This is a genomic window from Rothia mucilaginosa ATCC 25296, from assembly GCF_000175615.1.
In the GTDB taxonomy this organism is placed as follows: Bacteria; Actinomycetota; Actinomycetes; order Actinomycetales; family Micrococcaceae; genus Rothia; species Rothia mucilaginosa.
This window is the reverse complement of sequence record NZ_ACVO01000015.1, coordinates 44,723-59,232: the sequence shown is the minus strand read 5'-3', so window position 1 is coordinate 59,232 and position 14,510 is coordinate 44,723. Positions and strand designations below refer to the sequence as shown.

The following is a 14,510-nucleotide window of genomic DNA, read 5'->3' as shown; positions in this document are numbered from 1 at the left end:
GCGACTAGGCGTTATTATGCCTTCTTGCGCATGCGGGTTGCCACGATGGTCGCGCCACCAGCACCCAGAGCAATCAGACCCAGACCAGCAGCGGTCATCGCATCGGATGCACCGGTCTTAGCCAGGGAAGAAGAGCTCTTGGAGGATGCGTTAGTAGCATTCTCGTAGTCAACCGGCCATTCGCAACCGATGCCGTCGTGGTCAGCATCGAACTTCTCACGGAAGTCCGGGTGATCCTTGCTAATCGGTGCCAGGCCTGCAGCCTCAACGTCGGCGCAGTCCTGGAAACGGTGGCTCTCGGTAGCGTTACCAGAGTTCTGACCAGCGGAGAGGTTGTTAATAGAGGTCTGACCGCCAGAGTTCTGACCACCGTTGCTCTGGTTATCTACAGAGTTAGAGTTCTCGTAGTCAGCGGGCTGCTCGCAGCCGACGCCGTCGCTGTCAGCATCAAACTTCTCGCGGAAGTCCGGGTGACCCTTGCGGATCGGTGCTTCACCTGCAGCCTCAACGTCGGCGCAGTTCTGGAAGCGGAAGTTCTCTGCAGGCTGGGGAGCCGCGTTCTCTTCAGCAGGCTTGGAGGATTCCTCAGCAGGTGCAGAGGTCTCATCAGCAGGCTTGGGAGCCTCGGTGGTCGGCTCAGCAGTTGCTTCCTTGGAGGGCTCGGGGGTGGGATCCTGGGTGGGTTCCGGAGTCGGGTCCTGAGAGGGAGCGGGGGTCGGGTCCTCCGAAGGAGCCGGTGCGGGCTGCTCTGCAACCTTAATGGTCACGGTAGCTGCCTTACCACCGCGGGGAACGTCGCCGTCCTTCAGGGAGCCGGACAGCAGGTAAATGTCAACGGAAACGCTGCCGTGCAGTTCTGCCTGCCAGGGAATGGTAACGGAGAAGGTACCATCGCTATCAGCGTGGATTTCCAGGTAGTCCTGGCCGTCAATCTTAACGGCACCCTTGTTCAGCTTCAGCGCCAGAACGGAACCGGAGGTACCATCAGCGGTCTTGAAGCCTTCGCCACCAATGTTCAGACCCTGGCCCTCAACCCATACGTCGGGAGCGATGAACTGTGCAGAGTCTGCGTAGGTGTGGACAGTCTGAGGCGCGCCTTCAACAGCGAAGGTCGCGGGGACGGAAGAAGCAACGAGGCCACAGCCGATGAGTGCGGTGGCGCCGATGCGTGCGATGTTGTTTCGAATGTTCATGCCCCCCATTCTAACGAGCGAAGCTTGAGATACCGGCCCCCAAGACGTCAATTTGCCATGACCTAACTCACAAATAGGGGTTTTCTTGAAGGTTTCTTGAAGACGTGATTGAACTATATGAGCCTTTTACACCGCTGTGCACACCCAAACTCTCAACCTAGCATTGAAGAAACTAACAAGTACATACCCCACCCCATCAGCACAAACCAACAGCAAAAACCACCCCGTTAAACGCGAAAATCCCTTCCGCCTGAACGCTCAAAAGCATTCAGGGGAAGGGACCCTCATGCACACCGCACCCGGCGGCGGCAATAGTTTTAGGAGTTCTTGCGGTTGCGCACAGCAGACACGCCAGCAACACCCAGGCCCAGAGCTACCAGACCCATACCGGCAATGGTGAAGGCGTTAGAAACACCGGTGTTAGCCAGGGAAGAGCGCTGAGCACGGCTCGAAGTGTAGCTGCTCGAAGAGGAGGAGTCGCCGCCCAGATTATCCAGACCACCAGAGTTGCGAGACGAAGAACCCGAGGAGCTGTTGGAGGAGGAACCGTCAGTGACCTCGCTGTTAATAACCTCGCAGCCCAGGCCGTTACCGTCGTTGTCGAACTTCTTGCGGAAGTCCGGGTGGCTTTCGTGCATAGGCGCCAGGCCAGCGGCCGCAACCTCTGCACAGTTCGCGAAGCGAGTGCTCTCAGCCGAAGCGGTCACCTGCTCGGTAGCGGAGGTGGAATCACCCAGCTGATCCTTCGCCTCATTCGCAACGACTGCGTTCTGATTAGCAGAAGCCGACTCGGTAGCAGATACCGAAGCGGAGGGGGTAGCCACCACAGAAGCCGATGCGGTAGCCGAGGGGCTCACCGAAGCGGTAGCGGACGCCTTCTCCTCGGCACGGTCCTTGATCTTTGCATCCACGGAGGCAACAACCTCATCAGCGGCAGTAGCCGAAGCAGTCGCGGAAGCAGAGGGGGTTACAGATGCGGAGGGGGTAGCCACCACGGAAGCGGTTGCCGAAGCGCTCGCAGATGCGGTAGCGGAGGGAGTTGCTTCCTGAACGGAGCGAGCCTGAATCTTCACGGTGGCTGCCTTGCCGCCGCGAGCGGTGTCATTGTCCTTCAGGGAGCCGGAGAGCAGGTAGACGTCCACGGAGATACGCTCATCCAGGTCGTCCTGCCAGGGAATGGAAACGGAGAAGTTGCCCTTCTCGTCAGCCTGAACTTCCAGGTAGTCCTTGCCGTCAATCTTGACGGTGCCCTTGTTCAGCTTGATAGCGATGGTGGAGCCGGAGGTGCCGTCCTGGGTCAGGAAGCCTTCGCCGGTAATCTTCAGGGTTTCGCCCTTGTACCAGACCTCAGAAATGTGGGAGGTTGCCTTGTCGGAGTAGACGTAGGTGACGGACTCTTCACCGTTCTGAGCGAAAGTTGCGGGGATTGCGGTGACCGCCAGACCGCAACCGATTAGGGCGGTGGCACCGAAGCGAGTGATAGTGTGTCGAATGTCCATCCCATCATTTTATCCCCGCACGGTGGGCATATCCGCCTGTCCAGGGGCTATTTGCAATGACTTGCAACACAAAATAGCACTTTCGTGCACTTAATGATGGGTCAGTGCACGCACGGCAAAATTCGCCAGAGAAACAGCATTCATTGGGGAAACAGCGCCGCCTAGACCCCTGCAGCGACCCCGGCAACACCCCCCCCCGGCAACCTTAAACGTCAACAGCGTCGAGCATGAGTTCCAGCGCCTCACCCACGCCGCTGCGCCACAGGTAGGTTGCTTTCGCATCCGCACGACCCGGGCCGCCGTTAATCACAGCGACCGGCTTGCCGGCGCGCAGAGCCTCCAGCACAATCTTGTAGCTGCTCATAACCGCCACCGAGGAGCCCACCACCAGCAGCGCCGAACATTCAGCGAGCATGGCGTCCTTGAGTGCCTTACGTTCGGCGGGCACGGACTCGCCAAAGTACACCACATCCGGCTTGAGGCGGGTCGAACCGCAGGCGATGCAGGGCACCATCTGAAAATCGCGGATATAGCGCTCGTCCAGCTCCACGTCACCGTCAGGGTTCACGCGCAACTCTTCGTCTTCAAGGCGCGCCAGGTAGCCGGGGTTCGCCGCGTCCAGGCGCGCATCCAGGCTTTCACGGTTCTCATCCTGCCCGCAGTCCAGGCACACAATACGGGAGAGGTCACCGTGCAGCGCCAGCAGGCGGGAGCTTCCAGCGCGGGCGTGCAGCCCATCCACGTTCTGCGTAATCACGCCGCTCACGGCACCCAGCTGCTCCAGCTCGGCGAGCGCATAGTGGGCGCGGTTCGGTTCGGCTCGGCGCATGCGGCGCCAACCCACGTAGGAGCGCGCCCAGTAGCGTTGGCGGGCTACGTCATCGTAGCGGAATTCCTGGTAGGTCATGGGGCGGTGGTCGTGCAGGGATCCGCCGGGGCCACGGTAGTCGGGGATGCCGGATTCGGTGCTTACTCCCGCGCCGGTGAGCACGAGAACCTTACCGCCCTTGAGCAGCTCGGCAATACCCGCGGAGGCGTATTCTTCGTCGTGCGGGGTGGCGTTCTCAGAGACAACGCGCTGAATCGAGCGGATCGCGGCACGGTGCACGGAGGCGATTTCTTCGCGCTGCTCACCGGCGGCGGCGAAGTTCTGGTGGTCAGTCCAGCGGTCCATTCTTCTCCTCAATGCTCTGGTACTAGTGCAGTCAGCGCGGTTCTAACGCGTTAAACGGCTGTGGGGCACCCCCTTTCGAGGGTACCCCACAGCCTATTTCTTATGGTTTCGAATGTGCAAACTCAGCCACAGGCTAAGTCCGCCCAGCCAACCGGTTGAGCTTAGTTCTCAGCCTTCTGCTCACGCTCGGAGGTCACCGACAGGCCATCGCTGGCAACGTCCGGGTTCACGTCCACGGTCACGGTGTCGCCGTCGTGGATAGCACCGGAGAGGATGCCGCGAGCCAGACGGTCGCCAATCTCGCGCTGAACCAGGCGGCGCAGCGGGCGGGCACCGAATGCCGGGTCGTAGCCGGTCTTACCCAGCCACTCCAGAGCGGCGGGGGTGACGTTCAGGGTCAGGCGGCGGTCCTCCAGACGCTTAGCCATGCTCTTGATCTGCAGGCCCACAATCTGACCCAGGTTCTCAGCCGACAGGGGCTGGAACATGATGATGTCGTCCAGTCGGTTCAGGAACTCGGGGCGGAATGCCTGGTGGACAACCTCCATAGCCTTCTCGGATCGCTCGTCGAAGGGCAGGTCCTGGTTGACCAGGTACTGCGAACCGAGGTTCGAGGTCAGGATCAGGATGACGTTGCGGAAGTCCACGGTGCGGCCCTGACCGTCGGTCAGGCGGCCGTCATCGAGTACCTGCAGCAGGATGTCGAAGACCTCGGGGTGTGCCTTCTCGACCTCGTCGAGCAGGACCACCGAGTAGGGGCGACGGCGTACAGCCTCGGTCAGCTGACCGCCCTCTTCGTGGCCGACGTATCCGGGAGGGGCACCGACCAGGCGGGAAACGGTGTGCTTCTCGGAGTACTCGCTCATGTCGATGCGCACCAGGGCACGCTCGTCATCGAACTGGAACTCAGCCAGTGCCTTAGCCAGCTCGGTCTTACCAACACCGGTCGGGCCCAGGAACAGGAAGGAACCAATCGGGCGGTTCGGGTCGGAAATACCGGCGCGGGCGCGGCGCACAGCGTCAGAGACAGCGACCACTGCGGCTTCCTGGCCGATGAGGCGGGCACCGATGCGCTTCTCCATGTCGAGCAGCTTCTCGGACTCACCCTGCATCATGCGGCCTGCGGGAATGCCGGTCCAGGAGGAGATAACCTCGGCAATATCGTCCGCGGTGACCTCTTCGGAGACCATGGATTCGTTCTTGGCGGTATCCTCGGCGCGCTGTGCTTCTTCCAGTTCAGCCTGCTTTGCGGGAATCTCACCGTACAGCAGGCGGGATGCCTCAGCGAGGTTACCCTCGCGCTGTGCAACCTCTGCGCGGGAACGTAGCTCGTCAATCTGGGTCTTGATGTCACCCACACGGTTCAGACTAGCCTTCTCGGCCTCCCAACGAGCGTTGAGGGCGTCGAGCTGTTCCTTCTTGTCAGCCATGTCCTTGCGCAGTGCTTCCAGACGCTCAACCGATGCGGGATCGGTCTCGTCGGCAAGTGCCAGTTCCTCCATGGTGAGGCGGTCCACGGCGCGGCGCAACTGGTCGATTTCCTCCGGTGCGGAGTCAATTTCCATGCGCAGGCGGGATGCTGCCTCGTCAATCAGGTCAATTGCCTTGTCAGGCAGCTGACGGGAGGGAATGTAACGGTTGGACAGGGTTGCAGCGGCAACCAGCGCGGAGTCAGCGATCTGCACCTTGTGGTGTGCCTCGTAGCGTTCCTTCAGGCCACGCAGAATACCGATGGTGTCATCTACGCTGGGCTCGCCCACGTACACCTGCTGGAAGCGGCGCTCCAGGGCGGGGTCCTTCTCGATGTTCTCGCGGTACTCGTCGAGGGTGGTGGCACCAATCAGGCGCAACTCGCCACGAGCAAGCATGGGCTTGAGCATGTTGCCTGCGTCCATGGAGCCTTCGGATGCGCCAGCACCGACAACGGTGTGAATCTCGTCGATGAAGGTCACAATCTGGCCCTCGGACTTCTTGATTTCTTCGAGGACTGCCTTCAGGCGCTCCTCGAATTCACCGCGGTACTTTGCGCCTGCAACCATGGAGCCCAGGTCCAGGCTGATGAGGGTCTTGCCGCGCAGGGATTCGGGCACGTCGCCGGAAACCATGCGCTGTGCCAGGCCTTCCACGACGGCGGTCTTACCGACGCCGGGCTCACCAATCAGAACGGGGTTGTTCTTGGTTCGGCGGGAGAGCACCTGCACGACGCGGCGAATCTCAGAGTCGCGGCCGATGACCGGGTCAAGCTTGCCTGCGCGGGCAATGGCGGTCAGGTCGGTGCCGTACTTTTCGAGAGCCTGGAAGGTGCCCTCGGGGTCGGGGGTGTCCACGGTGCGGTCTCCTCGGACGTTGGGGATGGTCTGTGCGATGAGCTCTGCGGTAGCGCCGAGCTTGTGCATTGCTTCAGCGGTGCTATCGGTTCCGCTGGCAATGCCCAGCAGAATCATTTCGGTAGAAACGTAGGTATCTCCGAATCCCTGGGCGCGGGTCTGTGCCGCCTGCAGAGCGGAGAGCGCGGCACGGCTGAGGGAGGCGTTCTGCACGGAGGCACCGGATGCCTTCGGCAGCTTCTTGATTTCAGCGGATGCCGCCTCGGAGATAGCGTCCACATCCAGGCCTGCAGCCTTGAGGACTGCTACGGCGACGCCTTCGCGCTGGTCCATGAGGGCCTTGAGGATGTGTGCGGTTTCAATAGTGGGGTTGCCGGCGGTTTGAGCATTAGTATTTGCCGCCGAGATGACTTCTTGACTCTTGGTGGTGAACTTGTTGTCCATGATGTTCCTTTCGTGTTTCGAGGGGCTTATCCTATGCGCCCCTGCATTACATAACTTGAGTCTACTCCACTCAATTATGTTTCGCAAGCCTCCTGCAAAAAAATTTTCGTATTTTTCGCCCCACCTCACACCCCCTGACCCCCAAACAAAAGCCCCAGTCAAAACCGCATTGTTATACTGACCGGATTGGGTACTTGCGAGGCTGGGCGCTTGCGGGCTCCCACAACAATCACAGTCACGAATGGGGACCCACATGAAAATACTGGTTCTAGGCGTAACCGGCCGCACCGGCTACCTCTTCACCCGCAAAGCCCTAGAGGAGGGGCACACCGTCACCGCCTACGTGCGCAACCCCGACAAGGCGCTAACACTTTTGGGAGCGCACCAAAATCTCACTATCGTTCCGGGAGCCCTGAACGATGCCGAGCAGCTCGCCGCAGCATCCTCCGGGCAAGACGTGATGGTCAGCATCCTGGGCCAGAAAGCCACGGTACGAGAGTTTCTCTCCTCCACGTTCATGCAGGAGCGCCTGCCCCTCATCATGGAGGCGGTCACGGGCGCAGGCGTGAAGCATTGCGTTCTGATGAGCGCCTACGGTGTGGGCGATACGGTACGGACCGCGTCCCTGCCCATGCGCCTGGTATGCAAGGTCATCATGCGCGGCATTTTTACCGACAAGGTTAAGGCGGACGCCCTGGTTGCCGAATATCAGCCGTATATTTCGCGTGCACATCCGGGCAGGCTGACCGATAAGCCAGGTAAGGGCGGGGTGAAGGTGTTTGATATGGCGAGTGTCGAGCGAACTCCGGGCATTCCGACGATTGCCCGTGAAGACGTTGCCGATGCGCTGCTTACTATCGCCAAGAACCCCCAGAACGCGGGCACAGATTTTTTGGTGACGATTGGGGACGTTGCCCTACGCTCGCGCCAGAAATAAACCGGTAGGCTTAATGACATGACGACTACGAACACCTTCCCCGCCGCCATTCTCTTCGACCACGACGGAACCCTCGTCGATACTGAACCCGTATGGGCCGCCGCAAAGGTTGCTCTCACCACAGAATTTGGCGGCACCTGGACTGAGCAGGACACCCTTGATTGCCTGGGCCTGTCCATGCAGTTCACCTTGGATCGCCTACGCGAGCGCGGCGTGAACCTGCCGAACGAGGAGATTAACGATCGACTGGTGGCAAAGGTGCGCGAGGCCCTGGCGCAGCAGCCGGTCGAATTCCTGCCCGGCATTGAGCGTTTCCTCTCGGAGGTTCACGATGCGCAGATTCCGGCCGCTATCGTCACGAACGCGACCACCTCCGTGGCTCGCCGCACCGCGACCGCGGCACCCGAGGGCACGTTCTCAGTGGTTATTGGTAACGATGAGACCACCAACCCCAAGCCGGACCCGCAGCCCTATCTTTTGGCGGCAGAGCGTCTGGGTGTTGACCCGACTCAGTGCGTGGCTCTCGAGGATTCCCCTTCGGGCGTGCGCAGTGCGACCGCGGCGGGTATGCGCGTCATTGTTGTGCCGGGCGAGCTGGAGGTTCCGGCGGAGCTGGGCACCGCGCGCCTCAAGCATGAGGAGCTGACCCTGGAGGCGGTTCGCGCGCTGGCGTAGCCGCGTAGTTTGCGGGCTGAAAGCTCTACAGAAAACTGAATACACTTCACCGTAAAGGGTGGGATGCACAAGATGAGATATCGCGCATCCCACCCTTTGTGCGTGCCTGGACGACGAGCGGGGGGGGTGAGCAGGGGCGTTTGGGCGGGGGCTTTTAAGTGCGGCGCGACACATAGATGACAATTTATTACGAATTACTCAAAATAACCTTGACAGCTGTTCCTTAAAATGATTTACTCATAATAACGATTCGGCGGGGCGACAAATCCCACCGAACTACAAGCATCACAGCATCATGAAGGAGACCATCATGGCATTCGCAAACTACACCGCACCCGGCCTGACCCTCGAAGAAGGCAAGGGCATTTCCGAGGTTCTCCAGGCACGTCTGCACGACCTGAACGACCTGCACCTGCTGCTGAAGCACGCTCACTGGAACGTGACCGGCCCCGGCTTCATCGCCGTTCACGAAATGATTGACCCCCAGGTCGACACCGTCCGCGAGTTCGTCGACGCCATCGCAGAACGTATGGCGACCCTGGGTGCAACCCCCAACGGCCTGGCTGGCGCACTGGTCGCACAGCGCACCGTCGAGGACTACCCCGTCGGCCGCGCACGCGTTGCTGACCACCTGCACGCCCTGAACGACGTGTACACCCGTGTGATCAAGGATCACCGCAAGGCTATTGCTTTTGCCGGTGAGTCCGACCCCGTCACTGAGGACCTGCTGATCGGTCAGACCGCTGAGCTGGAGAAGTTCCAGTGGTTCATCCGCGCGTTCCTGGAGAACGGCGAAGGCAACATCTAAGCCGCAACCATCTAAGTTGTAACCTCTAAACTGCAGCCTACCTATGGCGGCACACCATATAGGCGTTAGCTTTTAGAGTCACAAACCGGGCGGGTGCGCTCTCCTTATGGAGGGTGCACCCGCCCGGCTTTTTACGCTCGAAGCTGCCCCGCTTCTTCACAACTACTTTTACCTTTCCCGGCACTTGAGTCCTCGCCCGTGCGGTATCACAAAGTACGTTGAGGCGAACAATAACACCGGGTTAGGCCGTCCTAGATTTTCTGTTCGGAGTGCTCTACAGTGGTTCACTGATCAACTCAGAACACACAGATCGAACGCATGATTGCGCGCCCGGGAGATACCCGGCACGACCCGCATCCGGCGGAAAGAGAGATATGAGCACGCACGCCCCGAACGAGCACGGCGAAGACACGTACGGCGAGCAGACCGAGAAGCTTCAGGCTGATGCGGCCGAGACTGAAAGGACCGCAGCTGAGGCGACCGAGCACAAGCCGACCCGCCACAGTGCGGTTACTTCCCCCTCCCCCGCGCAGATTAAGCGTTGGCGCCGCTACCTGGCTGATGAAGAGTCGGAGGCTCGCATCTACCGCTACCTGGCTCGCCGCGCCGAGGGTACCGACCGCGAAATCCTTCTGCAGGTTGCCGAGGCGGAGAAGCGTCACCAGCAGCATTGGCGTGACATGCTCGGCGAACACGCGGATGTTCACGTGCGCCCGTCCATGCAGTCTCAGCTACTGCAGTTCTTGGCGAAGAACTTCGGTTCGGTGTTTATTCTGGCGATGGCTCAGCGCGCCGAGTCCCGTTCCCCTTACGCTGAGGATCCGGACGCTACCGAGGAAATGGCGGCTGACGAGGCGATTCACGAGGAAATTATCCGTGCCCTGGCGACCAGTGGCAGGGAGAAGCTTTCGGGTAATTTCCGTGCGGCGGTCTTTGGCGCTAACGACGGTTTGGTGTCGAACCTGGCGTTGACTATGGGTATTACCGCCTCGGGCGCGTCCAGCTCGATGGTTCTGCTCTCGGGTATTGCGGGCCTGCTGGCGGGTGCGCTGTCGATGGCGGCGGGTGAGTTTGTGTCAGTGCGTTCTCAGCGTGAACTACTGGATGCCTCCCAGCCGACCCAGGTGACCCTGCGTGTTGCGCACGATTTGGATTTGGATTCGAACGAGCTGGAGCTCATTTACCGTGCCCGCGGCATGGAGCCGGACGCGGCGCATCACCGTGCGATGGAGCGTTTCGGCTACCTGGATTGTGACTGCGATCCGTCGCTGTCTCACCGCGAGGATGAGGATCGTGAGGAGAATGTGGCTTTGGGTACCGATATTGGTGCCGCCGCCGCGTCGTTCGCGTTCTTTGCTTCGGGTGCACTGGTTCCGATTCTGCCCTATATTTTCGGTTTTTCGGGCGTGTTCGCGATGGTGCTATCTCTGCTGTTTGTGGGTGCGGCGCTGGGCTTCACCGGTGGCGTGGTGGGCCTGCTTTCGGGTGCTTCCCCGCTCAGGCGCGGTGTTCGCCAGATTCTAATTGGCTTTGGTGCTGCGTTCGTGACCTACCTGCTGGGTCTGGCGTTCGGCACGACGGTTGGCTAGTCGCACCCCCATAATCTCCCGACAAGTGTATATAGCCGCTCTGGAATTTGTTTTCAAGCATTTGAGAACTATACAGATGCAGAAATCCCCCGGTGGATACATTCAGTGTACCCGCCGGGGGATTCATCACTCTCTGCACTTGCACCGCTCAGCAGGGGGCAAGCAACAATGCGAGGCGAACCTCACGGGGCGTTAAGCTGAGGCCCTACAGTATAACCAGATTAGGGGTTAATCTGGGTGGTAGTCTCAGCGCCAGAGAGCACCTTGGTGTCGGTGTAGCCGTTACCCGAGTAGTTAATGGTTGCATTCTGGATGCTGGAGGTCTGCTTGTAGGAGACCCAACCCTGTGCAGGATTGAAGAACACAATACCGGGCATAATGACGACCTGACCGTACAGCTTGTTACCGGTCTGCTTCAGAGTGTACGCCTTGGTGGTAGTGAAGGTAATACGGCCCTTGAAGGTGTAGGTGCCATCAGAATTCTTGGTCACGGTCGGGACCGAAGCAGACCAGTTGCCTGCTGCCTGAGCAACCGACAGGTAGCGTGCCTGACCTGCCGAAGCAACCAGCTCTGCAAGCGTACCCTTCGGCGCACGGCCGTTGGGGGTCCATGCCTGACCGTTGACCTTACCGCTCTTAGCACCGTTCAGAGCATTAGCAGGCACGGTGTACTCAACATCAGTCACGAAGGTTGCCCCGGCAGCCAGGGTCGCGGTAGAACCTGCAACGTAGCCGGTACCAGTCTTGGGCGCAGTGGTCGGGACAGACCACCAGAAACCGCTAGATGCCACGTAGGAGCCGGGGGATGCAGTCTGGGAGTTGTTAACCGGGGTAAAGGTACCCTCACCGTTGATGAACAGGTCAGGGTTGGTAGGCTTGGAAGCGCTATCGTCCCAGTTCAGGTCGGATTGGGGCTTGGAAGAAGATGCGAAGTACGCCTCAGGAGTGGTCGGGTGAATCGGACCGGTGCTGGTGGACGAAGCGTAACCAACAAAGCCGCCACCGTACTGAGCGCTGACGAACAGGCCGCTCTGGATAGTCAGCTTCTCCTCAGAATCATCGCTCCTGGAGGATGCTGCGTAGGCCGGCACAGCAGCAGAAGTCGCAATAACAGGTGCAGACCAGACGCCTGCCTTCGCGACAGAACGACGGGAAATGGGCTGAGTCATGAGTGAATGTTCTCCTCGTATGTGATGACATATAGATAGAGCCCGCTGGTATAACAATCTGACTAGGCTCAATGCGTTCTATTGTATAGTCCTTCAGCATAGACTTTTCATTTGTTTCGCATGATATATATAACAAAATAGGCTCTTCAGCTCACTGAACTTTTTTCAAAACCTGATTTAACGCGAAGATGCCGGCAGTCTTTCGACTACCGGCATCTGCCGCAATACTATGCTGTTTACTTCGCTGCGAAGATTTCGCGCATCAGGTTTGCAGCCTCGGAGGGGGTCTTACCGACCTTCACGCCTGCTGCTTCCAGAGCTTCCTTCTTCGCCTGAGCGGTACCGGAGGAACCGGAGACAATAGCGCCTGCGTGGCCCATGGTCTTACCCTCAGGAGCGGTGAAGCCTGCAATGTACCCAACGACGGGCTTGGTCACGTTTGCCTTGATGTACTCAGCAGCACGCTCCTCAGCGTCACCACCGATCTCACCAATCATGACGATTGCTTCGGTCTCGGGGTCAGCTTCGAAAGCTTCCAGAGCGTCGATGTGGGTGGTGCCGATGATGGGGTCGCCACCAATACCGATAGCGGTGGTGAAACCAATGTCAGACAATTCGTACATCAGCTGGTAGGTCAGGGTACCGGACTTGGAAACCAGACCAATCTTGCCCTTGCCGGTGATGTTCGCCGGGATAATACCAACCAGGCACTCCTCGGGGGAGATGATGCCGGGGCAGTTGGGGCCGATGATGCGGGTGATCTGCTTGCCGTTCTCGTCCACAGATGCCTTAGCAGCTGCCCAGAACTCTGCGGAGTCCTGAACCGGGACGCCCTCGGTGATGACGACGACGAGGCCAATCTTAGCCTCGATAGCCTCGAGAACTGCTGCCTTGGTGAAGGCCGGGGGAACGAAGACGATGGAGACGTTCGCGCCGGTCTTCTCCATAGCCTCAGCTACGGAACCGTACACGTTCAGCTCGATGTCGGAGCCGTCCTTCGCCTTGTGGGTGACGGTGGTACCAGCCTTGCGAGCGTTCACGCCGCCCACAATGTTGGTGCCTGCTGCGAGCATGCGTGCGGTGTGCTTGGTACCCTCGCCACCGGTGATGCCCTGAACGATGACCTTGGAGTCCTTGTTCACAAAGATAGACATATTACTTCCTTGAAATCCTTTGCTGGCGATTACGCCTTGTGAGCGAGCTCTGCTGCCTTGTCAGCGCCGGAGTCCATGGTCTCAGCCAGAACAACCAGCGGGTGGTTCGCCTCGGAGAGGATGCGGCGACCCTCAGCAACGTTGTTGCCGTCCAGGCGCACAACCAGGGGCTTGGTTGCTGCGTCGCCCAGAATCTCCAGAGCCTTCACAATGCCGTCTGCCACTGCGTCACATGCGGTGATGCCGCCGAAGACGTTCACGAAAACGCTCTTGACCTGCTCGTCGCCCAGAATGATTTCCAGGCCAGCAGCCATAACCTCAGCGGACGCGCCGCCACCAATATCAAGGAAGTTTGCGGGCTTGACGTTGCCGTGGTTCTCGCCAGCGTATGCAACGACGTCCAGGGTGGACATAACCAGACCTGCACCGTTACCAACGATGCCGACCTCGCCGTCCAGCTTCACGTAGTTCAGGTCGAACTGCTTTGCCTTAGCTTCCAGCGGGTTCTCAGCGGACTTGTCCACGAGAGCCTCGTGCTCGGGCTGGCGGAATTCTGCGTTGTCATCCAGGGAGACCTTGCCGTCCAGAGCGAGGATGGTGCCCTCGGGGGTCAGAACGAGGGGGTTAACCTCAACCAGGGTTGCGTCTTCCTTGGTGTAGACTTCGCCCAGCTTGACGAGAACGGGAACAACCTTCTCCTGCAGTTCTGCGGAGAAACCTGCTGCCTTAGCAATTTCCTCAGCCTTAGCCTGGTCCAGGCCGACCAGCGGGTCAACCTCGATCTTTGCCAGTGCCTCGGGGCGCTCAGCAGCGAGCTGCTCAATTTCCATACCGCCTTCTACCGAGCACATTGCCAGGTAGGAGCGGTTTGCGCGGTCCAGCAGGAGGGAGAAGTAGTATTCTTCGGCGATGTCTGCGCCGTCAGCGACCAGCACGCGGTGAACGGTGTGGCCCTTGATGTCCATGCCGAGAATTGCCTTAGCGTGCTCGTAAGCTTCGTCGGGGGACTTTGCGAGCTTAACGCCGCCAGCCTTACCGCGGCCGCCGGTCTTAACCTGAGCCTTAATGACGGTCAGGCCGCCAATTTCCTCAGCTGCTGCCTTTGCTTCTTCAGGGGTGGTCGCAACAATGCCCTTGAGCACGGGTACACCGTGCTTTGCGAAGAGCTCGCGCGCCTGGTATTCGAAAAGGTCCACAGGTGTCCTTCTTCTTCGAAGTGGTGCCGAGTACTGGTGCACTCGGCCTGGTCTCATTAGAGGAGGTTCCCCCGTGTGGTCAGTACGGTGCGATAGGGGTCTCTCGCACCCGGCGCACACGCATCATTGACGCGGGGAATTTCTCTCGTCTCTACTCTATCGGATTCGGCGTGAGCTCGCACTCACAGAGCCCCAAATCTGAGATTTTAGCGACTCAGCTCACAAATATTTTGGGTACATTCCACCCAAAGGCTGTGCACCGGGTAACTAACCCGAACTAGCACTCCCCCATCCGCCGCGAAATACCGGTGAAAATGCGGCGTTTACCGCCGTGCTCTGCAAAGC

General features: G+C 59.6%; 11 protein-coding genes. 4 read left to right on the top strand and 7 right to left on the bottom strand.

Features of this window, described 5'->3' with window-relative positions:
• Positions 1–14: 14 nt before the first annotated feature.
• From ROTMU0001_RS03775 to clpB, 4 genes are all read right to left on the bottom strand, one after another.
• Complete coding sequence (locus ROTMU0001_RS03775; protein ID WP_005508212.1) at positions 15–1,193, bottom strand: excalibur calcium-binding domain-containing protein; 1,179 nt, start codon at positions 1,191–1,193, stop codon at positions 15–17.
• A 317-nt stretch (positions 1,194–1,510) separates the two neighbouring features.
• On the bottom strand, positions 1,511–2,692 hold the full coding sequence (locus ROTMU0001_RS03770) for an excalibur calcium-binding domain-containing protein (RefSeq protein ID WP_005508209.1): 1,182 nt from the start codon (positions 2,690–2,692) through the stop codon (positions 1,511–1,513).
• A gap of 205 nt (positions 2,693–2,897) precedes the next feature.
• Positions 2,898–3,866 (bottom strand): Sir2 family NAD-dependent protein deacetylase, encoded by a 969-nt coding sequence (locus ROTMU0001_RS03765; protein WP_005508208.1) that lies wholly within the window; start codon positions 3,864–3,866, stop codon positions 2,898–2,900.
• Positions 3,867–4,027: 161 nt separating this feature from the next.
• Positions 4,028–6,637, bottom strand: a complete 2,610-nt coding sequence (gene clpB, locus ROTMU0001_RS03760) for an ATP-dependent chaperone ClpB (RefSeq protein WP_005508205.1) — start codon at positions 6,635–6,637, stop codon at positions 4,028–4,030.
• A gap of 253 nt (positions 6,638–6,890) precedes the next feature.
• On the opposite strand from clpB, the gene ROTMU0001_RS03755 reads away from it, so the two are divergent.
• The 4 genes from ROTMU0001_RS03755 (at position 6,891) to ROTMU0001_RS03740 (ending at position 10,646) form a co-directional block, all read left to right on the top strand.
• Positions 6,891–7,574 (top strand): NAD(P)-dependent oxidoreductase, encoded by a 684-nt coding sequence (locus tag ROTMU0001_RS03755; RefSeq protein WP_005508204.1) that lies wholly within the window; start codon positions 6,891–6,893, stop codon positions 7,572–7,574.
• 18 nt (positions 7,575–7,592) lie between these two features.
• Positions 7,593–8,249 (top strand): HAD family hydrolase, encoded by a 657-nt coding sequence (locus ROTMU0001_RS03750; RefSeq protein ID WP_005508203.1) that lies wholly within the window; start codon positions 7,593–7,595, stop codon positions 8,247–8,249.
• A gap of 310 nt (positions 8,250–8,559) precedes the next feature.
• Positions 8,560–9,057 carry a DNA starvation/stationary phase protection protein Dps gene (dps, locus tag ROTMU0001_RS03745; RefSeq protein WP_005508202.1) on the top strand — a complete coding sequence of 166 codons (498 nt, stop codon included), beginning with the start codon at positions 8,560–8,562 and terminating at the stop codon, positions 9,055–9,057.
• Positions 9,058–9,431: 374 nt separating this feature from the next.
• Positions 9,432–10,646 (top strand): VIT1/CCC1 transporter family protein, encoded by a 1,215-nt coding sequence (locus tag ROTMU0001_RS03740; protein WP_005508200.1) that lies wholly within the window; start codon positions 9,432–9,434, stop codon positions 10,644–10,646.
• A 221-nt stretch (positions 10,647–10,867) separates the two neighbouring features.
• On the opposite strand, the gene ROTMU0001_RS03735 is transcribed toward ROTMU0001_RS03740, so the two are convergent.
• The 3 genes from ROTMU0001_RS03735 to sucC all read right to left on the bottom strand — a co-directional run bounded on the left by ROTMU0001_RS03735 (position 10,868) and on the right by sucC (position 14,165).
• Positions 10,868–11,815 carry a hypothetical protein gene (locus ROTMU0001_RS03735; RefSeq protein ID WP_005508198.1) on the bottom strand — a complete coding sequence of 316 codons (948 nt, stop codon included), beginning with the start codon at positions 11,813–11,815 and terminating at the stop codon, positions 10,868–10,870.
• A gap of 236 nt (positions 11,816–12,051) precedes the next feature.
• The gene (gene sucD / locus ROTMU0001_RS03730) at positions 12,052–12,969 is read right to left on the bottom strand and encodes a succinate--CoA ligase subunit alpha (protein WP_005508195.1); all 918 of its coding nucleotides are present in this window, start codon (positions 12,967–12,969) and stop codon (positions 12,052–12,054) included.
• A 29-nt stretch (positions 12,970–12,998) separates the two neighbouring features.
• A complete protein-coding gene (gene sucC / locus ROTMU0001_RS03725; RefSeq protein ID WP_005508194.1) occupies positions 12,999–14,165 on the bottom strand; it encodes an ADP-forming succinate--CoA ligase subunit beta in 1,167 nt (388 codons plus the stop codon).
• Positions 14,166–14,510 lie beyond the last annotated feature (345 nt).